Origin of the sequence: Acinetobacter calcoaceticus, assembly GCF_016508255.1 — a bacterium.
Lineage (GTDB): Bacteria > Pseudomonadota > Gammaproteobacteria > Pseudomonadales > Moraxellaceae > Acinetobacter > Acinetobacter calcoaceticus_E.
The window spans coordinates 17,264-41,614 of the sequence record NZ_JADVKT010000013.1; the positions used below are offsets into that span (position 1 = coordinate 17,264).

The 24,351-nt window shown below is 39.2% G+C and carries 23 protein-coding genes and 1 pseudogene; 5 read left to right on the forward strand and 19 right to left on the reverse strand.

Features of this window, described 5'->3' with window-relative positions; all coding sequences use genetic code 11:
- Positions 1–62: 62 nt before the first annotated feature.
- The 3 genes from I5515_RS16820 to I5515_RS16830 all read left to right on the forward strand — a co-directional run bounded on the left by I5515_RS16820 (position 63) and on the right by I5515_RS16830 (position 3,655).
- Positions 63–530 carry a MarR family winged helix-turn-helix transcriptional regulator gene (locus tag I5515_RS16820; protein WP_199968808.1) on the forward strand — a complete coding sequence of 156 codons (468 nt, stop codon included), beginning with the start codon at positions 63–65 and terminating at the stop codon, positions 528–530.
- Positions 531–939: 409 nt separating this feature from the next.
- Positions 940–2,286: a spinster family MFS transporter gene (locus I5515_RS16825; protein ID WP_199968809.1), complete on the forward strand. Its 1,347-nt coding sequence runs from the start codon at positions 940–942 to the stop codon at positions 2,284–2,286.
- A 112-nt stretch (positions 2,287–2,398) separates the two neighbouring features.
- A complete protein-coding gene (locus I5515_RS16830) occupies positions 2,399–3,655 on the forward strand; it encodes an OprD family outer membrane porin (protein WP_199968810.1) in 1,257 nt (418 codons plus the stop codon).
- A gap of 35 nt (positions 3,656–3,690) precedes the next feature.
- Here I5515_RS16830 and I5515_RS16835 read toward each other — a convergent pair whose 3' ends face one another.
- The 4 genes from I5515_RS16835 to I5515_RS16850 are packed head-to-tail and all read right to left on the reverse strand — an operon-like array spanning position 3,691 to position 7,525.
- Positions 3,691–4,434, reverse strand: coding sequence for an SDR family oxidoreductase (locus tag I5515_RS16835; RefSeq protein ID WP_016145469.1), 744 nt, complete (start codon positions 4,432–4,434; stop codon positions 3,691–3,693).
- Positions 4,435–4,449: 15 nt separating this feature from the next.
- A complete protein-coding gene (locus I5515_RS16840) occupies positions 4,450–5,148 on the reverse strand; it encodes a histidine phosphatase family protein (RefSeq protein WP_199968811.1) in 699 nt (232 codons plus the stop codon).
- Positions 5,145–6,266, reverse strand: a complete 1,122-nt coding sequence (locus I5515_RS16845; protein ID WP_199968812.1) for a phosphotransferase family protein — start codon at positions 6,264–6,266, stop codon at positions 5,145–5,147. Before I5515_RS16845 ends, I5515_RS16840 begins: the two co-directional genes overlap by 4 nt.
- Positions 6,267–6,283: 17 nt before the next feature.
- Positions 6,284–7,525: an acyl-CoA dehydrogenase family protein gene (locus I5515_RS16850; RefSeq protein ID WP_199968813.1), complete on the reverse strand. Its 1,242-nt coding sequence runs from the start codon at positions 7,523–7,525 to the stop codon at positions 6,284–6,286.
- An 88-nt stretch (positions 7,526–7,613) separates the two neighbouring features.
- Between I5515_RS16850 and I5515_RS16855 the strand changes: the two genes are divergently transcribed.
- Complete coding sequence (locus I5515_RS16855; protein WP_199968814.1) at positions 7,614–8,534, forward strand: LysR family transcriptional regulator; 921 nt, start codon at positions 7,614–7,616, stop codon at positions 8,532–8,534.
- 42 nt (positions 8,535–8,576) lie between these two features.
- Entirely contained in the window at positions 8,577–9,389 is an 813-nt protein-coding gene (gene pcaU / locus I5515_RS16860; RefSeq protein ID WP_199968816.1) for an IclR family transcriptional regulator PcaU, read from the forward strand.
- Positions 9,390–9,441: 52 nt separating this feature from the next.
- Here pcaU and I5515_RS16865 read toward each other — a convergent pair whose 3' ends face one another.
- From I5515_RS16865 to I5515_RS16935, 15 genes and pseudogenes are all read right to left on the reverse strand, one after another.
- Entirely contained in the window at positions 9,442–10,308 is an 867-nt protein-coding gene (locus I5515_RS16865) for an MBL fold metallo-hydrolase (RefSeq protein ID WP_199968818.1), read from the reverse strand.
- Between the two features lie 4 nt (positions 10,309–10,312).
- Positions 10,313–10,726, reverse strand: a complete 414-nt coding sequence (locus I5515_RS16870; RefSeq protein WP_199968820.1) for a DUF6691 family protein — start codon at positions 10,724–10,726, stop codon at positions 10,313–10,315.
- A 4-nt stretch (positions 10,727–10,730) separates the two neighbouring features.
- Positions 10,731–11,144, reverse strand: coding sequence for a YeeE/YedE family protein (locus I5515_RS16875; RefSeq protein ID WP_199968822.1), 414 nt, complete (start codon positions 11,142–11,144; stop codon positions 10,731–10,733).
- 134 nt (positions 11,145–11,278) lie between these two features.
- Positions 11,279–11,737: a DUF6438 domain-containing protein gene (locus I5515_RS16880; protein ID WP_199968845.1), complete on the reverse strand. Its 459-nt coding sequence runs from the start codon at positions 11,735–11,737 to the stop codon at positions 11,279–11,281.
- Positions 11,738–12,388: 651 nt separating this feature from the next.
- The gene (locus I5515_RS16885; protein ID WP_199968825.1) at positions 12,389–14,818 is read right to left on the reverse strand and encodes a glucose/quinate/shikimate family membrane-bound PQQ-dependent dehydrogenase; all 2,430 of its coding nucleotides are present in this window, start codon (positions 14,816–14,818) and stop codon (positions 12,389–12,391) included.
- Positions 14,819–14,899: 81 nt separating this feature from the next.
- The gene (locus tag I5515_RS16890; RefSeq protein WP_199968826.1) at positions 14,900–16,219 is read right to left on the reverse strand and encodes a carbohydrate porin; all 1,320 of its coding nucleotides are present in this window, start codon (positions 16,217–16,219) and stop codon (positions 14,900–14,902) included.
- Positions 16,220–16,277: 58 nt separating this feature from the next.
- A complete protein-coding gene (locus tag I5515_RS16895; RefSeq protein WP_199968828.1) occupies positions 16,278–17,729 on the reverse strand; it encodes a NosD domain-containing protein in 1,452 nt (483 codons plus the stop codon).
- Positions 17,730–17,752: 23 nt separating this feature from the next.
- Positions 17,753–18,580 (reverse strand): type I 3-dehydroquinate dehydratase, encoded by an 828-nt coding sequence (aroD, locus tag I5515_RS16900; RefSeq protein ID WP_199968830.1) that lies wholly within the window; start codon positions 18,578–18,580, stop codon positions 17,753–17,755.
- Positions 18,581–18,655: 75 nt separating this feature from the next.
- Positions 18,656–19,285 carry a protocatechuate 3,4-dioxygenase subunit alpha gene (pcaG, locus tag I5515_RS16905; RefSeq protein WP_199968832.1) on the reverse strand — a complete coding sequence of 210 codons (630 nt, stop codon included), beginning with the start codon at positions 19,283–19,285 and terminating at the stop codon, positions 18,656–18,658.
- Positions 19,286–19,299: 14 nt separating this feature from the next.
- A complete protein-coding gene (pcaH, locus tag I5515_RS16910) occupies positions 19,300–20,025 on the reverse strand; it encodes a protocatechuate 3,4-dioxygenase subunit beta (RefSeq protein ID WP_016137964.1) in 726 nt (241 codons plus the stop codon).
- Positions 20,026–20,035: 10 nt separating this feature from the next.
- Complete coding sequence (gene pcaC, locus I5515_RS16915; protein ID WP_005306044.1) at positions 20,036–20,449, reverse strand: 4-carboxymuconolactone decarboxylase; 414 nt, start codon at positions 20,447–20,449, stop codon at positions 20,036–20,038.
- Between the two features lie 15 nt (positions 20,450–20,464).
- Positions 20,465–21,820 carry an MFS transporter gene (locus tag I5515_RS16920; protein WP_199968834.1) on the reverse strand — a complete coding sequence of 452 codons (1,356 nt, stop codon included), beginning with the start codon at positions 21,818–21,820 and terminating at the stop codon, positions 20,465–20,467.
- Positions 21,821–21,862: 42 nt separating this feature from the next.
- The gene (pcaD, locus tag I5515_RS16925; RefSeq protein WP_199968837.1) at positions 21,863–22,648 is read right to left on the reverse strand and encodes a 3-oxoadipate enol-lactonase; all 786 of its coding nucleotides are present in this window, start codon (positions 22,646–22,648) and stop codon (positions 21,863–21,865) included.
- Entirely contained in the window at positions 22,645–24,003 is a 1,359-nt protein-coding gene (gene pcaB, locus I5515_RS16930; protein ID WP_199968839.1) for a 3-carboxy-cis,cis-muconate cycloisomerase, read from the reverse strand. Before pcaB ends, pcaD begins: the two co-directional genes overlap by 4 nt.
- A 2-nt stretch (positions 24,004–24,005) precedes the next feature.
- Positions 24,006–24,351 (reverse strand): annotated as a pseudogene (locus tag I5515_RS16935) (acetyl-CoA C-acyltransferase); the annotation flags it as partial.

The following is a 24,351-nucleotide window of genomic DNA, read 5'->3' on the forward strand; positions in this document are numbered from 1 at the left end:
GGAAATATGCAAAAATTTGTTTATAATAGAATTCTTCCTTTTCACTAAGTTATTGCTTAGCTATGCTTGATCATTTAGAACAATTTCTTCCTAATAAAGAACCGTCGAGTATTCAAAATTTCCCTTTTTTTTGGGTTTCTCAAGTGAATGGAAAATATTCACAACTCATTGAAAAATCAATAAAAAAGCTAGGTATTGATAATACACGTCGTAAAATTATTTTAAGTACCAATGCTTTAGGTGAAGCGAGTATTACCGATATTGCCAATCTTTCTACCTTAAAGTTAACCACCGCAACAAAGGCGGTATATCGCTTGGTAGAAGATGAAATTGTGGAAGTCTACTCCTCTACCACTGATGAACGGATTTCGATGGTGAAACTAACTTCCAAAGGTGTTGAACTGGTAGAACAAATTAACCAGATTAGTATTGTGACTTTAGCGGGTATTTTGAATGCCTTCTCTGAAGATGAGCTTCATAATTTAAATCACCAATTAAAGAAATTATTTGATCTTATGCCTTCAAGCTAACTTCATCTAAATTTTAAAAAGTAACTAGAAAGTTTAACCACCTTCTAGTTACTATAAAAATTAACAATATTTATCAAAAACTTAAAATAAAAAATATTTCTTCATTTCATCAAATCATCAGACGTTCTACATTTTTTATTTGTTTTAAATACCTATTAGGTATTCAAACATACTCAATAAGTAATGGAATTTTACATATAAAAAGAAAATAATATTTCCATCATATTGGAAATCAAAGCATCTTCTTCAACTACTTTTGTCTTTACATATGGATTGTATGTAAGGCCATTCTCTAATCAAAAGGCTATTTATTATTTAAGGTATTGGGGGAACCAAATTATCTTGCACGAATAATATAAAGCTGAGATTCAACTTCTCTAAAAGAGTTTTATACATAAGGATTAAGTGTATGAACCAAATTGATCTTGCTACTGAAAGGACACAAAAGAAAAGCAATGCATATGCATGGTACGTCGTTGTGCTGTGTATGTTGGCATATATATTTTCATTTATTGACCGCCAGATTCTGGCACTGATGATTGAACCCATCAAAGCGGATCTTCATCTTTCAGATACACAATTTAGTCTGTTACATGGACTTGCCTTCTCACTTTTCTATGCCGTGATGGGGCTACCACTCGCCTATATTGCCGATCGTTTTTCACGACCTAAACTTATTTCAATTGGTATTATTATCTGGAGTCTGGCAACAGCGACCTGTGGTTTGAGTAAGAACTTTATTCAACTTTTTTTAAGTCGTATGGCTGTTGGTGTCGGTGAAGCTGCGTTATCTCCAGCCGCTTATTCAATGTTCAGCGATATGTTCAGTAAAGATAAATTAGGTCGCGCTGTAGGTATCTATTCGGTTGGCGCTTTCTTAGGTGGAGGTATTGCCTTTTTAGTGGGTGGATATGTCATCAATCTATTGAAAGGTGTCACTTTAATTGAAGTTCCTTTATTAGGCGCACTTAAAGCATGGCAAATTGCCTTTTTTGTGGTAGGTTTGCCTGGCATCATTATTGGTTTGCTATTTATTCTGACGGTTAAAGATCCAGCGCGTAAAGGTCAAAAGCTCAACCAGCACGGACAAGTTGACCAAGTTAAATTCAAACAATGCCTTCAGTTTATTGCTAAACACTCAAAAACCTTTGCTTGTCACTATTTAGGTTTTACCTTTTATGCAATGGCGCTATACAGCCTTACCAGTTGGACACCAGCATTTTATATCCGAAAATTTCAACTTGCCCCAACAGAAACAGGATACATGCTTGGCACGATAATGTTGGTTGCCAATACATTAGGTGTATTTTTTGCGGGATGGTTAAACGATTGGTTTATTAAAAAAGGACGTCAAGATGCGCCAATGATTACAGGTGTGATCGGCATTGTAGGTTTGATTGTTCCAATTTCATTTTTTACCCAAACCGATCAACTTTGGTTATCAGTTAGCTTATTAATTCCTGCCATGTTCTTTGCCTCTTTCCCTTTAGTCATTTCAGCAACTGCCTTACAAATGTTAGCTCCAAACCAATTTAGAGCACGCCTCTCCGCTCTTTTTCTTTTGATCAGTAACTTAATTGGTTTAGGTATTGGTACAACATTGGTCGCAATTATTACCGATAAAGTTTTTGGCAGTCCACTAATGGTTGGCTCATCTTTATCTATTGTAGGTGGCCTCTCTTGTGTATTGGCTTTAATTCTACTTTTCAAAGGCTGCAAATTCTTTAGTGAAAGCATGAAAAACAACATTAATTGAATCAATGACTGTCTATTGAACAGTGCTCTCTTTAACCCCTGAAGGGAGCATTATACAAATATTTCACAATACGTAATGCCTAGGACTGGCGCATATATTTTGGAAATGGATTATGGAATTATTACACCGCTTTAACCCACGCACTTTAGCTGTTGCGACTTTATTCTTTATGGGTGGCAACTCATGGGCCGCAAATCCCAATCAGCAAACTGAAGATGAATGGAAGTTCACTTTAAAAAATGCCTATATCAACCGTGATTTTGACAACGATGCCATAAAAGATACGGGCAGTTGGTCTCAGGCAGCATCTTTATTTTATAAGTCGAAAATGCATGACACCCCATTAGTCATAGCAGATAAACCCATTACGATTGGTGCAGATGCTTCCGTTCAGTACGCCGTTCGCTTGAGTTCAGACAAACATGTAGCCGATACGGTTTTGCCTTTTAATAAAGAAACGCAATCTCAGGCATCAGACTATTTAAAATACGGTGCAACTTTAAAACTAGGTTATGACATAACACTTTTAAGTGTCGGTGAGCTTTGGCTAGATTTACCTGTAACGGCTGTAGATGCTAGCCGTCAGTTACTTACCTCTTACTGGGGAACTAATCTTAAGTCACAACTTTCAGATCAGCTTTATGCAGAAATTGGCCGAGTTGAAAAAGTGTCACCACGAAATGAAGAAGACTTTAAAAAGTTTTCATTTACGGCAAATGGAATCACCAAAGAATCTGATGGTTTAAATTATATTGACCTGCGTTATCAATTCACGTCGTCTTTAAAGGGTGAATATTACTTTGGTAATTTAGAAGACCTCTACAACAAACATTATGTAGGACTTGAACATAACTGGAAACAACCAACTTTTGCCCTCACCTCTAAGTTTAAATACTTCAATGCAAAAAATGACGGTAATACTTTTGATATTGATGCACAGAACATCGGTTTACTTGAAACCGTCAAAGCAAAAAACCATACTTTTGGTATAGGTTACCAACAGATTATCGGTGAATCGGCTTATCCATTACCTGATGGTTTCTTACCGGAAACATACTTTATTAACTGGAATGCAACAGGATTCTTTAAAAAACATGAAAAGTCTTACCATTTGATGTATGGCTACGACTTTAAAGATTATGTGCCGGGCTTAAATGCGATGGTGAAATATGTTTACGGTAATGACTTTAAAGCAGCCAATGGTGAAAAAAACCATGAAACCGAGTCGAACGTGATTTTAAACTATGCGTTTCAGCAGCCATATTTAAAAGGCTTTGCCCTGCAATATATTCGTATTGATTACAACGTTAAACATGGTAATGATTTTGGTGAAGACCGTTTATTTGTCAATTACACCAAAAAATTCTAAGTAAAAATTACCCCCTAAAATTTAGGGGGTGTTTTTTATCCTAATTTATTAACTAATCTCAAAGGTAGAACCTTCATGGCAATACTCATTGGTAACCATGGCCACTGCGGTACATAAGCTTTCACAGGTTGTTTTTCGATGGCTTTTACCAAAGCTTTACATCCTGTTTTAGCATCTACTTCAAAGGGTAAATGTTTAGCACCTTCGTTCATTTCAGTACGAATATAGCCTGGGAAAATGGTTGAAACTTTAATGGGTGTATCTAATAATTCAGCACGAATACCTTCGGCTAAGTGAGCTACAGCAGCTTTACTTGCCGCATAGGTCGATAAATGTTTTGGTAATCCACGCATAGCACTCATTGATGACATGACCACCAAATGGCCTGCGTTTTGTTCTCTAAAAATTTCAACCGCCGCTTCACACTGTGCTAAAGCTGAAATAAAGTTCGTTTCAGCAGTTGCCTTATTAATTTCAAAATTACCCTTACCAATCCGGCGACCATTTCCCACTCCAGCATTTACAATAATTCGGTCTAAATAGCCAAATTCTTGTTTAAAGGCGCGGAATACTTCAAAAACCTGATCGTAATTGGTGACGTCCAGACTTTTTGCAATTACTTTAATACCGTACTGATTTTCAAGTTCAGTTTTTAAAGTTTCCAATCTGTCTAAACGGCGCGCACAAATCGCTAAGTTATAGCCTTTTGCTGCAAATTCATGAGCCATACCCGCGCCTAATCCAGAACTTGCACCTGTAATTAAAATTGTCTTTGCCATGCTTTTATCCTTATTTTAAATCCATGTCAGTAAATCTGGACGCTCAGCTTTTATAAAATGATGTTCATTTAAACTTAAAACCTGAGCTTCATTTCCAACCAAACGCAAAGTCGTGAGGCTTGTATTAGCAATTGCCCAATTCAAAGCAAAAGTTCGGTTGGGGCTAAGTTCAAGCAATTTGCCAATTGCTACAGAAATCACACCACCAGAAGTAAAAACAACTGCATAGCGAGGTTTGGTTTTTGCTAACTCATCACAAAGTTGCTGTAAGGCTGTTTCAACTCTTTCTTTAAAGTGCGGCCAAGACTCATCATATTCATGATGAAAATCACCATCTGTCCATCGTCCAATCGCACCTTCAAATATTTTGGCAAGATAGGCACGCGGGTTCGGTTCTTGTGCTACGTCAGCTTTTAACAGTTCAGGCTGTTCAAAACGCGGTTCATAGCGGGCAAAAACCTGTTGATGGTTAAACTCATTCCATAAATTATTATGATGAATTACTGCCTCTGAATAGCATTCATTGAGTGCGAGCTTTGCAGTTTGCTCATGACGCTGCATGGTTCCAGCCACAACATAAGGTTGTTCTTTCAATATTTGCTTAAAGTATCGGCCTAATAAAGTTGCCTGTGCTTCACCATTTTCAGAAAGTTCATCATAGTTACTTTTACCAAATGATGCCTGTCCATGTCTTACCAGATAAATTGTGGTCATCTTCTTAAAATACCCTGTATTTTCTGTATGTATTGCTGAGCAAATTCTGACTCTTGCAATTTTTGCTGCCCAATAAGTTTTAAAGCTCTGATATGTAGCGCATGAATGACAATCCAGAAATCTTTAAAAGCAGGGTTTCTGGTTTGTTTGTGGTAATAACGGTAATAGATTTGCTGTGCAATCACTGCTAAACGGAATACACCAAAGACTTCATAAAAAGCCCAGTTTTCAGGCTTCAGTCCTGTTTTTTGCAGATAGTAATCAACAACTTCTTTACGAGAAAACATTCCCTTTAAATGAGTAGGTTGACGGCGGGTCGATCTAAAAATCATGTTATCTGTAGGTTCAACCCAATATGCCAAGGCACTACCCAAATCCATTAATGGATCACCCAAAGTCGCCATTTCCCAATCAAGTACGCCAATCACTTCAGTTGGATGCTCTGGATCTAAAACCACATTATCAAAACGCCAATCGTTATGAATAATACAAGTTGTGGAATCTTGAGGAATATTATCGTTCAGCCATTTTCTAACATATTTAAATGAAGGAACATTGAGTGTGCGAACCTTTTCATAACGCTTATCCCAACCTTCAACTTGTCTACGGCAATATCCTGCACCTTTGCCTAATTCAGCTAAAGGTGTATTTTCATAAGGAACTTGATGTAACTCAATCAACTTATCAATAACATTTACACAAAGCTGGTGAATATCATCTTCATTAAAACCAAGCTCAGGTGGCAATTTGGCGCGAGGAATAATGCCTTCAATGCGCTCCATGACATAGAAATCACAGCCAATGACCGATTCATCCTGACAAAGTGCCACCATTTTAGGAAGTACTGGATAATAAGGTGCAAGATTTTTCTGCACCATATATTCACGCGCCATATCATGTGCCGACTTCGCTTTCGTTCCTTTTGGAGGACGTCTTAAAATTAAATCGGTATTTTCATACTTTAAACGATAAGTCCAATTCGAAGCCCCACCTGTATATTGAGTAATGATTGCTGGGCCGACTAATTCAACGCCTTGGTTTTTTAACCAGTTTTCAACTGCCCCAATATCAAGTTCTTCACCTTGACGTACTTCACCGCCTATATCAATTACCGACATATTCACTTCCTCTAAACTTATACTTTCTTATGACGACCATAACCACGTTTGGCTAATTCTAATTTGGCAATCATGCCTTTATGTACTTCATCCGGACCATCAGCTAAACGTAAACTGCGTGCTTGAGCAAAGAAACCTGTTAATGGTGTATCTCTTGAAACGCCAGCTCCGCCATGTAGCTGAATTGCCATGTCGACTACTTTTTCTAAAACACTCGGAGCCACTACTTTAATCGCAGATATTTCTGTTAAAGCAGCCATATTTCCTAAAGTATCCATTTTATAAGCAGCATACAAGGTTAAAAGTCTGGCTTGATCTATAGCCACTCGTGCATCAGCTACGCGTTCAAGGTTCCCGCCAAGTTTTATAATTTCTTTGCCAAACGCTGTTCTAGACATGCCTCTGTCAATCATCAGTTCTAGCGCTTTTTCAGCAGCACCAATACAACGCATGCAATGGTGAATACGCCCAGGCCCTAAACGACCTTGGGCAATTTCAAAACCTTGACCTGCTCCACCAATAAAGTTATCAAGTGGTACTCGAACATTATTAAAATGAACTTCGCCATGTCCATGGGGTGCATCGTAGTCGCCAAACACAGGTAACATCCGCTGAATTTCAACACCCGCCGTATCGATCGGTACTAAAACCATGGAATGTTGATGATGACGGTCTTTACTTTCATCTGGGGTATGAGCCATAAAAATAATGACTTTGGCATTTGGATCACCTAAGCCAGATGACCACCATTTTTTGCCATTTAAAACAATTTCATTACCTTCTATGAGTGCAGTCGCTTGCATATTGGTTGCATCGCTTGAAGCCACGTCTGGTTCAGTCATACAAAAAACTGAGCGGATTTTTCCGTCCAATAAAGGCAGTAACCATTGCTGTTTTTGCTGTTCACTGCCATAGCGCCATAGCAATTCCATATTTCCTGTATCTGGTGCATTACAGTTAAAAACGGTGGGTGCCAATAAACTGCGGCCAGTTAACTCGGCAATATGCGCATATTCTTGAACTGTTAACCCTGCACCTAACTTGTCATCTGGTAAAAACATATTCCAAAGACCAGCTTGCTTAGCTTTAGTTTTCAGAGTTTCTAAAAATTCAGGCCACTGCCATTTTTTCCAGTTTCCATCTGGATTTAACTCATGAACTTCTTCCCAAAATTTTCCTTCGACAGGCTCTATTTCTTCTAAAATAAATTTTCTTGTTCGCTCAGCATAATCTTGAGCTTTCTTTGAGAGTTCAAACATTATTTTTCCTTTACATCATTATCTTGTCTTTACATCAACATAACTTGAAACTTAATATGAATGAAATGATTTTATTAAATAACACTTCATGAATAATATTCATAACCTACACGGCCTAGACCTAAGCTTTTTTCACCGAATTGATATCAATTTATATCCACTTTTTATCGCGATTTATGAGCAAAAAAGTATTTCAAATGCTGCAAATAGCCTTAACATTACCCAATCAGCAGCAAGTCATGCTTTACAACGGTTACGCCAACAACTTGAAGATGATGTGTTTATACGAGTAGGCAATAAAATGTCTGCAACGCCTTTTGCAGAACAGATTTATCCAACTGTTAAGCAAGCGCTTTTAACTATTCAAAATATTAGCCAGCAGAAACATGTTTTTGACCCAACAAGTTTAAAAAACTTAAAAATCGCCGTTCATGATGAAATTGAGCCTATTATTCTTCCACGGCTTGCTCAACATTTTCAAAATCTTAATTTAGATTTGCAATTTGTCAGCATGAAGCTAGATCGAAAACATATTACGGCGGACTTGGCGACACAGCAGCTCGATTTTGTCATTGACCTAGAACAGTACTTATCTCCAAAAATCACCTTTGACCATTTAGTAACAGATGAGTTTGTCATTTGCAGTCAACTTAAAGAAGTCGATTTATCTCGTTATATTAATGGTCGGCACATTGGCGTTTCATCACGCCGTACGGGCGCGTTACTTGAAGATATTTATTTAAACCAACACCAAAAAATTTCAAGAAATGTATTTATGCGCTGTCAAAACTACTCAACGGCGTTACAAGTTCTGGCGGCTCAAGCCAACGCGATACTGACCATGCCTCGTATGATTTTGCAGCATTTATCTTATAGTCCTGAAATTCGCTTACATTCTCTACCTTTTGAGATGACCAATATTAAAATGGGGATGTTTTGGCATGAAGATTTGAGGGATAATTTAAGGCATCAATTTTTGCGACATGAAATTATTAAACTTTTTCAGTAAAGCAAATTGATTGACTAAGCTTCTATCGTACAAGGACCAGTAATGAGTAAAGATGAACGGATAATCCAAAATCAGGACAACAAAAAAACGATTCGTCATGAAGATTACATTGCTGGTATTGGTAAAGGCATGTCAATCTTAGATAGCTTTAGTAGTAATCAACATCGTTTAAACATTTCTATGGCTGCCGAAAAAACCGGACTTACTCGAGCGGCAGCCAGACGCCATTTATTAACTTTAGAATATTTAGGTTATCTTGAATCAGATGGTCACTATTACTATTTAACCCCCAAAGTTCTTAAATTTTCAGGAGCTTATTTAGGTGCGGCTCAGCTTCCAAAAGTGTCTCAACCTTTATTAAACCTGTTAACCAACCAGACGTCTCTTATTTATTCAGTGATGGTGCTTGATAGTTATGAAGCTATTACTATTGCCCGTAGTGCTGCACACCAACAAACTGACCGTGTAAATCCATACGGATTGCATTTGGGTAACCGCTTACCTGCTCATGCGACCTCGGCTGGTAAAATTTTATTGGCACATTTAAGCCAAGAAGAACAGCTCGACTGGCTTCAAAAATACCCATTACAGCGTTTAACCAAATATACGCATGTTGAAAACGATAAATTTTTAGAGTTATTAAAAGAAATTCGAGAACAAGATTGGTGCTATTCACGTGAAGAACATGAATTAGGAGTCCATGCACTCGCCGTACCCATTTATGGACAAGACTTTAAAGTAATTGCGGCTTTAAATATTGTTTCACCTACCATGAAGACAACCGAAGAATATTTAATTCAACACATTTTGCCGTTATTGCAAGAGACTTCGCGTGATTTGAGACAAGTTCTTTAAATCTTACTTAGGCTATTTTATTGAAATGGAATTTATTTTGCTTAGGCTATTCTTAAAAGTAATTGAATGGGATTTTTAAATAACGGATGCCATTGGCTTCAGGTTCCGGAAAATTTCCAGCATTCATATTAATTTGAATTGAAGGCAAAATTAATTTTGGCATTGCTAAGGTTGCATCTCTTTCTTGACGCATTTTTATGAACGACTCTTTAGAAACTTGCTGATTTAAATGAATATTACTTTCCTTTTGAGTTTTTATGTCTGTTTGACAGATATATTCATCACGGCCTTCGGGCTTATAGTCATGACATAAGAACATACGCAAATTATCAGGCAGTGTATAAAGCTGTTGTACTGAATCATAAAGCAGAGCGGCACTTCCTTTTGGAAAGTCGCACCGAGCTGAACCATAATCTGGCATAAATAAGGTATCGCCAACAAAGACAGCATCACCAATTACATAGCTGAGACAAGCTGGTGTATGCCCTGGTGTAGGAATGTTATAGGCTTCTATATCCCCTATTTTAAAATGCTCATCATCTTCAAATAAATAATCAAAAGGCTGATTTGCATTGATTTGTTTAAAGTCAAAATTATAGATAGCCGAAAATGTTTCTTGTACAACAGAAATTTTCTTACTAATTGCAACTGTACCACCCAATTTAGATTTTAAATATTGGGCAGCGGTCATATGGTCCGCATGTACATGGGTTTCTAAAATCCATTGCACATTAAATTGCTGAGCCAAAACATAATCGATAATAAGATCGGCATTAGTCGTTTTTGTAGTTGCCGAAGCGGCATCATAGTCAAGTACACTGTCTATGATGGCACATTGACGAGATGCTAAATCTGCAACAACATAGCTAAAAGTATTGGTATTTTCATCAAAAAAATCTTTTACTAGAGATTGTTGCATAGGCTTAGTTTCCTTTGTTTAAAATTCGATAAATAAACATTCCGAATAACATAGCGACAATAAAATATAGCGCTTCAAAATGTCCTAATCCAACAAGTGTTAAAGCGGGTGCTGGACAAATTCCTGCTATTCCCCAGCCTATACCGAAAATAAAAGCCCCAGCAATTAACCTTTGGTCAATCTGTGTATTTGTTGGTAATTGAATTTGTTCATTAAAAAGAGTTTTAGGTTTTTTTATAGCCTTTTGAAATGGAATAAACGCTACAGCAATCGCACCTAACATCACAAACATTAAGCTAATATCCCACTGTCCAAAGATATCTAGAAAACCTAATACCTTTTCTGGATTAGACATACCTGAAATCATTAAACCCAATGAAAATAAACTACCGAATAAAAAAGCAAATATGTTTTTCATAACCCTACCCCAACATGTGACGAATGACATAAACCGTTAACATGCCAGCAAACATAAAAATTGCTGTCGCCGCCATTGAGCGTTTTGATAGCCTGCTCATTCCACAAATACCATGACCACTTGTACAGCCTGATCCTAAACGGGTACCAAAACCAACCAGTACACCCGCCAAAATAAGAGCAAATGTGTCCGCTTTAATTTCAATTTCAGGCTGATAAAAATAGCTATAAATAAAAGGTGTAATAATTAATCCGGCAATGAACCAGAATGCAGAGCCTTTAAATGTATCTTTAGAAGGCTTAATGATTTGAGCGATCAACCCACTAATCCCTACAATACGCCCGTTTATATATAAATAACCGACTGTTGCAATGCCTAGTAGCAAACCACCTAGAAAGGCATAGACAATATTTGACATGTGTTTACCCAAACAATATATGTTTTTATAATGTGTATTATACGCTTATTCTTTTAGAAATACTTAAGATAAAACTCCCAAGTATATAAATTTTCTTAACAAGAAAAAGCCCCAAAAGTTTGGGGCTTTTATCATTAAATTAGATCTTTAATGCCTAACTGATCTGGCAAATTATCCATAATTTTATTGAGTTTACTGTTCGCTGGAGACATACAACCTTTATAGTGGCTTAACTTCGTTTCTGTACCATTTGGTTTAATCCAAGTAATGTAATAGCTAGACATGTCTGTTGCTGTTTGCTGACATCCACCAGTTTTCGCTTGTGTCCCTGTTTCAGGGCGGTAAGTTTTGAGTTCACGTACAAGCTTTTCATAGTCTTTTACATTACCTTGAATTTCTTTAACGCCTACAGCTTTAGTATATTGTTTACCTTCAAAACGAATTAGACCTGTTGGCGCGACTTCTACCGAATAAATTGGACATGCGCCAAAGCATGGGCTAGAAGCATAACGAATTGTTTCTTGTGTATTCGGTGCCTGCTGAACAGAAGCACAACCCATCAAAGCTAAACCAGATAAAGTTGCAAGAACCAAAAATCTCATTACATCACCTATTATTATCAAGTAGGTTTAATTTATCAAATCATACACTTCTTGTCATTAAAGACTATTTTTTGTGATTGTTTTCATGAATTTATACATCTCCATACTTAGGCTATTTTTATAATAATCAAATATCATAATTTCAATCACATAAAAAAAGGCCCATCTTGCGATGAGCCTTAAGCCAATAAAAGCTTAAATTCCTGAAATACAAATTATTACTGGGTAGTAATAACCTGCGATGACCATTCTAACGTAATGCCATAAATTATATAAATATAATATAAATATATATTTACGCTTGTTTTTCCAGCAAAAAAAACCTACTTTTTAGGACTAAAAAGTCAATAATGTTTATTTCTAATTAAAATTCACAACTTTAAGTTAAACAAAACTTAACAAATAGATAAGATTTATTTATAGGTAAAACATTGTGAAAAAATATCTAATCGTTCGACCACATCTAGTGTTCAAGCATTATCAATCTGAGGAATATTTTAGGTTTTGCAATGAGTTAAAGCACTTTTTTACTATTTGGTAAATCTATCTAGTTAAAATAATAGAATTTACCATAGCACTTTAATATAAAAAACATATTAAAATTAAAGGCAAAAGAGAATTACTCTCTTTTGCCTTATTTAATTATTGTTCTAAGCTATAAGCGATTACATAATCACCATGATCAGGAGACTGGCGAGCTCCGCCTGCCGTAACAACCACAAATTGTTTACCTGTTTTCGGTGAAACATAGCTTATTGGGGTTCCTTGGCTACCTACAGGCATGCGTGATTTCCACAGTTCTTTACCTGTAGATGAATCAAATGCACGTAAATAGTAGTCCTGTGTCGCAGCAAAGAAAACCAAGCCACCTTGAGTTGCCATAGGTCCACCAATTGTTGGCATACCGATCGGTGCTTTTAAGCCCATTTTGATGCCCATAGGTCCTGTGTCTTCAACCGTGCCTAGTGGGACTTGCCATGCGACTTGACGAGTTTTCATGTCAATTGCAGTCATCGTACCAAATGGTGGTTTCTGACAAGGAATACTTAAGGCAGACATAAAGCGGTTTTTATTCACTTTATATGGTGTACCTTTCATTGGTACAGCACCCATACCTGTATTTACTTTTTCACCACCACTCGCCTGAATCTTAATATCTTCAGGAGTTTGCTCCATGAGTTGAACCCATAAACCAAGGCGCATATCGTTCACGAACATATAACGATGAGTCGGATCAAAAGCAATACTACCCCAGTTCATGCCACCCAAAGAACCTGGGAAGCTTAATGAAACGTCAGTACCCGGTGCAGTAAATAGACCTTCATAACGCATCGACTTGAAGTTAATACGGCACATGAGCTGATCAAACGGCGTTGCACCCCACATATCTGATTCAGTTAAAGTCTGATTACCAATTTGAGGCATTTCAACTGAACGTGGTTGAGTTGCACTGTATTGCTCATCTGGAATATTGGCCGACTTAACTGGCTGTTCAATCACTTTAGTCAGTGGTTTACCCGTTACACGATCAAGCACAAAGAATTGACCTGATTTGGTTCCAATCACAACAGCAGGTTTAGTCGTACCATCTTTCAATGGGAAATCAACTAGACTTGGTTGCATTGGTAAGTCAAAGTCCCATAAATCATTATGAACAGTTTGATATACCCACTTTTCTTTACCTGTTGTCGCATCAAGTGCCAAAACAGAAGTATTGTATTTATGATCTAACGGATTACGGTTACCACCCCAAATATCGACAGATGAGCTACCCATAGGTAAGAACACCGTATTCATTTGCGGGTCATATGACATTGCAGCCCATGAGTTTGCCGAACTACGTTTATAAGTTTCACCTGGCTTAAGAACATAGTTAGGATCTGGATTACGTGCGTCAAATGCCCAGCGAAGTTTGCCAGTAATGACGTCATAACCACGGATAACACCACCCGGCATATCTGCTGCTACGTTATCTGCAATACGGCTACCCACTACAATGGTTGTACCCGCAATAGTCGGTGCAGAAGTCACTTCAAAACGTGGAGCTTTAGTTCCAGCCCCCAAACCTTCTAACAGATCAACTGTTCCATTTACACCAAAATCAGCACAGCGCTGACCGTTATCTGCATTCACTGCAATTAAACGACCATCAGGCGTATTGGTATATAAACGGCGTGGACATGCTGTATTGGTTGCAACTGTGGTTACTGCGTTTGCACCAGCCAATGTTGGTTGTACAAGTGGTTTGGTCGAATCAAAGTATGCAACCCCACGGCAACGTTCCCAAGCATCAGCTTTAGAGTTCACTTCAGCTTTCCAGAGCTGTTTGCCCGAGTCAGCATCTATCGCAAAAATATTATTATGTGGCGTACATAAGAAGACTTTATTTCCAACTTGTAATGGCGTCATTTGGTCTTCGGCACCATTACCACTGCCTGTTGTAAAATCACCCGTTCTAAAACGCCAAGCTTCTTTTAACTTATGAACGTTATCTCGGTTAATTTGATCGAGAGCGACAAAGCGACTACCGCCTGCATCATTACCATAATTTTCCCAATTCACCTGTTTTTTCGCCGGGTCAACTGGTACTAAAGGTAACTTTTCACCTGAACTTGCTACTGTTGGATGCGGTTGGAACATTTGATAAAACGCAATCAACATCCCAACAACAACTAATCCACCAACTGTATAGGCTGAAGATGCCAAACTAGTTTGAAATTGGTAGCGTCGAATTGAAGGTAAGGTAAATAGTAATGCAGCAAAAAGACCAGCAGGAAACATTAAACGCGAGAATAGCGGCCAGAATTCCCAGCCTGCATCAATCAGCGACCAAATTACAGTACCAACAAAAACAGCCGCAAAAATCCAGACACCCAGTACCTTTTTACGAAAAATACTAATCGCCGAAATGGTAATGAACAGCCCCGATATAAGGAAATACCAAGACCCACCTAGAGACACCAGCTTTCCACCGCCTACGATGTAAAACACACCTGTAGCGAGTAAAACTAGAGCCAATATAAAACACCATATTTTGAATAAGATATGAAACTTAGAATCTGACTCAGACATAGATCCTACTCCACATATACTGAACACAATAGTTCAAGCATTTGGGCCAGTTAAACTATGTCTAACCAGCCATCAACATTGTTAAAAATTGACTTTAACGCTTAAGCCCGCCACCCAAGCATCATCAACCGCTTTTACACCAGCAGGTTGATGGATATATTGAATGTTTGGACGTAACATAACGGCCGGAGACCATTGATAGGTATAGTTCAACTCAACATTTAGCTCGTCGTCTTGAATTGGAATATAGTCAGATGCAATCGGATCATAGCTATAGTATCCACGGCTTTCGTTTGTCGCGATCTGCTTATCTTTAGCACGATCATTCACCACATAATTGGCAATACCAAAACCTATCGAGTCATTTGGACGACTATCAAATGGCCCCTTATACCAAAGTGCAAGTTGTTGAGTACTTTGTACAAAGGTGGTTGCTTTATCATTTACCACACCATTCAAACTTATATATAAACCACGCTTTGGATCTTCGCCTTTATGCGTAAGTTGTTGCTGGGCATTAATCCAGAAACTTTGTTTTCCATCATGAACTTTGCCCGCAGTTTTAATATCATTTGCTTCGGCGGTTGAATACAACGCACCTACTTTATATTCACCCGGTAAGCCGTTAAAAGCAGCAAGTTTTGGTTTCCATGCCAGTTCAACCGGTATGGTTGCACCCTTCACGTTATTCATATCCAGATTAAAACCATCACTATTTGACCCAGTTTTAATGTTGTCCGGATTTACTTCATACACACCTATTCCGAAAGTCCACTCAGGGGCAAACTGATATTTAACGTTTGTCGCCCAAACATCGACGGGTGAGTTGTACCAAATTGAACCAATTGATTTTCCTAACTGTCCACCGCAAAGCAATAAGTTCTGAAACTCACATTGAGAACTATTAAAGTCCTCTGACATGCCCATACGACCGAATTTGACTTGTACTGTGTTATCAGCAAAGCCCTTTTTCACCCATGCTTGAGATAGGCGCCAGATTTTGCCACGACCATAAATCTCTTGAGCATTGCCTAACTGGCTTGAGCGTGGGTCTTTAATACGGTCTAGCGTAACTGCATTACCGTCACGTTTAGTCACGACTAAGCTGGCCGTCGTATCTTTCCATCCAGCAATTTTTTCTAAATCAAAGCTTGCACCCAATGAAAGCTGCGCGGCATTTTCAAAGGTATTACTGTCGTTGTATCCACCATCTAAATTTGTGGCCGCTTGGCTCATGATAGAAGCCGTAAATTTATAGCCCTGTTGCTCTAACTGCTGACGCTCACCATTCCAATCACCTAGCAACCATTGGCGGTCTTGTGACCATGGTTCATTAGCAAGCGTAAATTGGCTACCCAATACAGCAATCGTTAACACACTCAGTTTCATTACGTTTGGCATTTCAAGTCCTTTTTATCTTTTCTAAAATGCGCCTCTGCTTGAGGCGCTTTATTTGTTGTTATTTAACTTGCGTAAAGCCAAGCTCGGAAGTTGCACCAAGGTGATCAGTTACATTTGCTGTAATTGAGGCAACTTTTGTTGTTGGCTTCCAAGTGGCTTTTGCGTTGCCTTGTGCATCTGTAGCAACTGTTATTGTTCCTAAATATTGTTCTGCTTCTTTTGAAGCCGCATTTTTATTTCCAAAAAACTCAACTTGGTAACGTTGGTTTGGCAAACCATTAACTTCTATCTTAACTGAACCTTTATCTGCTGTTAACTTAGGTGCTTTAATGCCCTGATTAGGTTGAGGATTACAACCTTGTTCATTTGGTTGAGTACATGTTTTTTGTAGCTTAGATGGTTCAATCACTACACCGCCACCGCGAGAACCAACAAAGCCTTCATGCTCAAGTGCTGGGACACCAAAAATAATGGCACCTAGACGTTGATTCGTAACACATGAACCACCTGCCTCGCAGCGTTTAATATCTTTACCATTGTCCCAAATCAGGTTTTTAGTCAATGTCGTTTTTGCATTGGCATCTTTTTCTGAGCGAATAGCAACACCTATACGGTTACCATGAACTTTATTGCTATCAAGAATGTTGCCATCGCCAGTCATGTTTAGACCAATCGAGTTATTGATCATTTCGTTGTAGGCAATATAGTTACGCTTACCCCAGTTAATCTGTAAGCCATCCGAGTAATTTTCAAACTTGTTACCCACTACGGCATTGTCATTGCCCCACAAAATTTCAATACCTTGTGATGGTTCTGGGTTTGCCTTAGTTGAAATGAAATGGTTATTTGCAATTAAGTTAAACGCAGCACCACGCGTCAGCTCTAAACCATCACCATTGTCTAAGAGGATATTGTCCAACACTTTATTGTTATTGGTGGTTGTCGCAGTTGGGTTACCTTGACCATCGTCACCCGTGATCATGACACCAGCACCACCATAATTATTACTAATACGATTATGCTGAATCAAATTATTGCTTGAACGATTAACCAATACTCCAATACAGAAACGATGAATATCCAGCCCTTTTAAAGTGACATTATTTACATCACGCAGTACTAGGCCCGGCAAGGTCATCGTACGAACATTGGTCCCGTATTGCCCAGGATTTGCACCAGGACAAGCTTTTTCACCTTCACCTTTAATATAATTTGAACCATCGAGCGTAATATATTCACCAGTTTTATCCCACTGGGTACCAATGATTTTTACAGGTGCTTTAATTTCAGGAAGTGTACTATTTAATTTAATCGCATAAGGTGCTTTGCCCACTGCCTGAATCAAGATATCGCTCGCTTCACTAGGGTTAGCATTAGCTTGCTCAATTGCCCAGCGTAACGAACCTTTATTACTATCATCTTGATAACGGTCAACAACATAAGTCTGCGCTGCGGCCATTCCAGAAACCATCAAACCTAATGCAAGAGTAGTTAAACGTAATGTATTCATTTCACCATGTCCTTATGATTGAATTATGGGTTTGTTGGTTGAACAGTTTTTAAAATCTGTTTGAGCTTAGTCACATCAATTTGACCCGGCGCAGAAGCTTCGCCAATCATGCCAAAGCTATAACTTCCCCCCATGTTTGCTGTCGCCACACGAGAAATCGTACCTAGCTGCCCCATCGACATCGTTAATAATGGTTTAGTGGTTTGCTGACTTACTTTTAAAGTTGCATTCATTAAAGTGAAAACATCTTGTTTAGATTTCGGCATTACAGCAATTTTGAGAATATCAGCACCCATTTGATCTTGTTTTAACAAGCGCTTTTCAATTTCATCTTGGCTTGGTGTTTTTTGGAAGTCATGATTAGACATGACCACTAGCACTTTCTTTTGATGGGCTTTTTGAACAATCTCTGAAATGACTTTTTGGTCACGGAACATTTCGACATCTAACCAGTCCATAAACGGACTTTTTAAATAAGCCTGATAGGTCTTACCATAATCCGCATCACTAATTTCAAGCTGCCCGCCTTCATTTTTAGTACGAATTGTGGCAATCATTGGCTTATTACCTAAAATCTTTTTTAATTCATGCCCCAATGCAATGACTTGTTTGGTATCACTCGCAAAACTGAGTAAATCGATACGAAATTCAGCCAAATCAGCATCGGCTGTATTTGCAATCACTTGAGCTTGTGCCAAAGCTTGTTCTTTGGTTTTTGCAGTAATTGGAACAATTGTTTTAACTGCTGTATTCGCAGGTTGTGTTTGAGTAGCTAAAGCAACAGGTTCAGCATTCACCTGTGCAGTAAAAAATGGGAGTGCAAGCAAACTCAAGCTTAATAATGTTTTCATTTTCATCTCTGTCATACCATCCTTTAAAAAGGCTACACGCATCCATGTGTAATCATGTGTAGCCTTAGGTGCTTCTTAAATATCAAAAAATACAGTTTCGTCATCGCCCTGAATACGAATATCAAAACGGTAAACAACTTCACCATTTTCTTCAGAACGTTTTGCAATAAGGGTCTGGCGACGTGGTGCCCACTCAATGCTATTTAGAATTGCATCATTGGCATTTGCTTCGGCTTCATCTTCAAAATAAACACGTGTATGAAGACCCAAGTTAATACCGCGAGCGAAAATCACTAATGCAATATGTGGTGCCTGAATTGAACCTTTACGGCCTGCGGTTGCGCCCGGTTTAATTGTATTAAAGCTCCAAACACCTGTTTCAAAGTCTGCACCTGTGCGACCCCAACCTTGAAATGCTGGATCAGCTTTTTGCTCACGCGTATCAGCCTGACTTGGGTAAATACCATTTGCATCGGCTTGCCAAATCTCAATAAGCACATCACGCAGTGGTAAACCTAATCCGTCAAATACTTGACCCTCAAGACGAATACGCTCACCTTTAGTTTGGTCTTGTACCAACTGGTTATTAAAGTTGTTTTCAAACACTTCAATATTTGCCTGTTGTGGCAGTAAACCAATGTGAACGTAAGGACCACCTGTTTGAGATGGAGTTTCTTTTAATTCCTGAAAATTCCAATTGTTCATACTAATGCTCCTGATTAAGTCAAATCGTTTTCGAAGTAAGTCGCTCGACGGCCACGCAAAGTGATGTCAAAACGGTAACAACGGCTATCAGCTTCGATAAAGTTGTTTTTATCTTCTAGTGCAATCAATGCACGACGTTGATCTTCAGAAGGAATCGTTTTTAAGATCGGGCAAGTATCAATGAGCGTGTCGCCTTCAAAATAAAACTGTGAAATTAGGCGCTGAGCCCAGCCATCAGCAATTAAAGAGAAGTGAATATGAGCAGGACGCCATTCATTAATACGGTTACGCCATGGGTACGGGCCCGGCTTAATGGTACGGAAAATATAAAAACCGTTCTCGTCAGTTAATGTACGCCCACAACCACCAAAGTTAGGGTCCATTGCACCAATGAACTTATCGTTTGGATGACGATAACGACCAGAAGCATTGGCTTGCCATACTTCTAAAAGCGCATTTTTAACAGGACGACCAAATTGATCACGAACATAGCCATGAACAATGACGCGCTCACCAATTGGTAACCCATCTTTGGCATAGTTCAAAATCAAATCATTATCTTTTGGACCAAATAGGTTTGAAGAAAAATGTGGTGAAGTTACTTCTGTTAAAGTCTCATTAATAGAGATCAATGCATTTTTTGGCGAACGTAAAACACTTGTCTTATAACCTTCCGCATATGCAGGTGGATGATCTTCTGTATTACGTTGGGCGTAAGCACCCCAGCTATGTTGTGACATCTTTATCTCCTTAATCCTGTTCTTTCGCTGCAACTGAGTTGACTTCTATTCCCAACTCTTTAAAGACTTCTTCAGCCATATGCATTGCAGCGTTTGCAGCAGGTAAACCCGCATAGAGTGAACTGTGTAAGATCAACTCTTTTAAATCTTCTTTGGTTACACCATTGTTGAAGCAAGCACGTAAATGCATGCGTAGTTCGTCTTCGCGGCCAAGCGCCAATAAAATTGCAATAGTGACTAAACTACGTGTGTGGCGTGGCAGGCCTGGACGAGACCACACCTCACCCCATGCGTAACGACTAATAAAATTTTGGAAATCTTGGTTAAAGTCATTTAGGTTTTGCAAAGACCGACCAACATGCTTTTCACCCAAAACTTCAGTCCGCACTTCAATGCCTTGTTTATAGCGTTGTTCATCATTCATTGTGATAGACCTCTATTAAGTTGCATCGGTATGCGCAACAAGTGATTTAACAAATACAGCAACGGCCGCAGCAGTCGCCGGAATTAGTAATAAACTGAGAATGGCTGTAAATGACCAATCATTGCCAAGTAATACAGCCCCAATCCAAGCACCAAATACCGCACCAAAACGCCCAATTCCGGTCATCCAAGACACACCCGTTGCACGGCACTGCGTTGGATAAAAACGAGCACTTAACGCTGGCATTGAAGATTGCGCACCATTAATTGCGATCCCAGCACAAAGAACCAATACAGCAAGTAATGTTGAGTTTCCTAAGCTTTGACCCACAGCAATTGCGAACAGACCAGCAGCAAAGTAGAAAATGGCAATGACTCGGTTCGGGTTAAATTTATCCATCGCCCAACCAATAAACAACGCACTCACCACACCACCAAATTGGAACAATCCACCAATAAATGCGGCACGCTCCATTGAAGCACCGGTTTCACGCATGAGGGTTGGCAACCAGCTTGTAAGCAAGTAAACAACCACTAAGCCCATGAAATAGGTCAACCAAAGTAAAAGTGTTCCTTTTGCATAAGGTTTAGAAAACATAATTCCAAAGACATTTTTCTTTTGAGCTGTTTCAGTTTTCTCTTCAGGTACGTGAAATGCAGTTGCATTTTGAATTTGAGCAGGTGCAATATGATTTAAAATTTTGCGTACTTTTTCAGGATCTTTACCTTTCACAATTAAAAAGCGATAAGACTCAGGTAAGACAAAAACCACTAAAATCATTAAGATCAAAGGTGACCAGCCACCAAGCAAAAATAAGCTATGCCAACCATAGGTCGGAATCAACCAGCTACTAATAAAGCCACCCGTTGCCATACCCAAGTTGTAACCACAAAACATACATGTCACGAGTAGTGAACGGATGCGTGTTGGACAGTACTCAGAAAATAATGTGGTGGCATTTGGCATAGCTGCACCAAGCCCAATACCTGTCAAAAAGCGTAAAACGACAAGGTTATCTAAGTTCGTTGCATAAGCGGATGCCAAGGTAAAACCACCAAACACAAGCATTGCAACGGCCAAAACAATTTTGCGACCAAAACGGTCAGCTGTTGGACCAGAAACTAAAGCTCCAATAATCATTCCACCAAGTGCCGCACTCATTACTGGCCCTAACTGAGAACGGTCAACGCCCCAGTCCTGTGCCAATGCTGGAGCGATAAAACCCATTGCAGCAGTATCAATACCATCAGTAAAAATAATTAAGAAACAGATGATTGCGATCATCCATTGATACTTACTGAGTGGAGCATCATTAATCAATGCTTGAGCATCGATACTTTTGTTTGGTGCAGCGTAATCCTGAGACGCCATATTTGCCTCCTTAAGGCCAATTCCTTTTAAATCACTAAGCTATTAAATTTGCTGAATAAACCTAGTCAATTCCTGAGTAAATCTTTGCGGTTGCTCAATATTAGAAAGATGTGATGCTTCCAATTTGGCAAGTTGACTGTTGTTGATAGCAGTTCGCATAAATTCAGCATCTGCTACAGTAGTCACTGGATCTGCTGTTCCTGCAATGAGCAGTACCGGAATTTGGATTTGCGTAATTTCATCTCTTAAATCGGCATGAGCCAAAGCACGACATGCATTGGCATAGCCTTGAGCTGGTGTGCTTGCAAGACTTTGAATTGTTGTCTGTGCGACTACATTATGTTGATAATCAAATTTTTCGCTAAACCAACGTGTATGAGTAGTTTTCACTAATTCAGCCAAACCATTTTGCTCTACAGATTCAGCACGACTCAACCAAGCTTCAGCTTGCCCAATTTTGGCTGCCGAGTTCGCAACAGTAATGCTGTGAAAACGCTCTGAGCAATAAACACCTAACCAAAGTCCTGTAATGCCACCCATTGAAATTCCACAAAAATGAGCTTTTTCAATACTTAAGGCATCTAAAATATCAACAACATCTTCACCTAAATTTGACAAAGATGATTCACCAATCACATCACTTTGGCCATGACCACGCGTGTCGTATGTAATGACATTAAAATGACTTTTAAGCTCATCTACTTGAGGCTGCCACATTCCATGATCTGTTCCCAATGAATTAGAAAACACAAGTACTGGAGCATCTTTTAAACCTTCGGTATATACAGCTAGCTGTTTACCTTGCCGATTAGTTATAAGCTGTTTCACTTTATGTCTCCTCCTTGTGCTTCTTGCAGAACAGCATCAATTTGAGCTTGAATATTGCCCAAATAGTTTTCTGCTTTAAATATTTCCAAAATTTCTGTTGAACTAAAATGTTCTTTTACTTCATCTAACTGAGTAACAACTTCAGATAAATGCTGGTTTTGAGCCACGGCTGTTTTACAAGCTGCTTCAACTAAATGATGAGCATTTAAACGGCCAATTTTCGGAGCAAGTGCCATCATGACGGCTTCCGCCATAATCAGCCCATTCGTGCACTCAAGGTTCTGTTGCATATGCTCAGTATTAACCTCGAAACCTTGTAAAACCTCGCCAGTACGACTTAATGCACCCGCACAAAGCTGAAAAATTTCAGGAATTGCTAACCATTCTGCATGCCATGCACCTAGGCTACGCTCATGTTCCTGCACCATACTTTGATAAATGCTAGACATAAGTGCAGGCACACGATTGGCTGCTGCGAGTACGGAGGCTGCTGCAACTGGATTACGCTTATGCGGCATGGTAGATGAACCACCACGGCCCTTTGCAGTTGGCTCAAACAATTCAGCAATTTCGGTTTGCATCATGAGTGACCAATCACGCGCCATCTTGCCCGTATTCCCGACAATGATGCCGAGCACACTTACGATTTCTACAATGCGGTCACGCTCACCATGCCATGTACTTGTTGGTACAGTCAGATTCAACTGCTTAGCAAAGGCACTGACCACAAGTGAACCTTGATCTTGTAAAGATGCTAATGAACCCACAGCACCACCTAATTGAGCGGTGAGTACGCGTGATTTCATTGCTTGGACACGATCTAAATCACGTTTAAATGCAGAAGCCCAACGAGCAAGCTTATGTCCTAAAGTAATCGGTAAAGCTTGCTGTAACCATGTACGCCCAATCATGACTTGATAGCGATATTGCTTGGCTTGTTGTAATGCTGTGGTGTAACACTGTTGAAGTTGTGCTTCCACAATATTCAAGGCATCGCGGCATTGCAAAATACATGCTGTGTCTAAAATATCCTGACTCGTTGCGCCCCAATGCACATAACGGGAAGCATCTTCATCAACATCTTTAACAATTGCCGTAAGTTGTTTTACAAATGGAATTGCAATATTTCCTGCTAAACCAGTTGCCTCTGCCAAGGCTGAAAAGTCGAACTTTTCTAGCGCCTGCTCAGCTACTTGGGCAATTGTATTAGCCGCATTTTGAGGAATCACACCAACTTGTGCCTGTGCTTGAGCTAATGCAACTTCAACCTGAATCATATATGTGATTAAAGATGAATCACTAAAGATGTCAGTGACGTCTTTTTGATAAAACAAGCTGGCATATAACTGGCTCATGATTAGACTCTCTCAATAATCAATGCGATGCCTTGGCCTACACCAATACACATTGAACACAAGGCATAACGTCCACCTGTTTGCTCAAGCTGGTTTAGGGCCGTGGTAACTAGGCGTGCACCTGAAGCACCGAGAGGATGGCCTAAAGCAATTGCTCCACCGTTTGGATTTACCTTGTCAGAATCATCTGGCAAACCTAAATCACGAGTCACTGCTAAAGCCTGTGCAGCAAAGGCTTCATTTAACTCAATTACATCCATCTGCTCTAAAGTCAGGTTGGCTTGTTTAAGTAGTTTTTTAATGGCTGGCGCTGGAGCAAAACCCATAATGCGCGGTTCTACACCCACA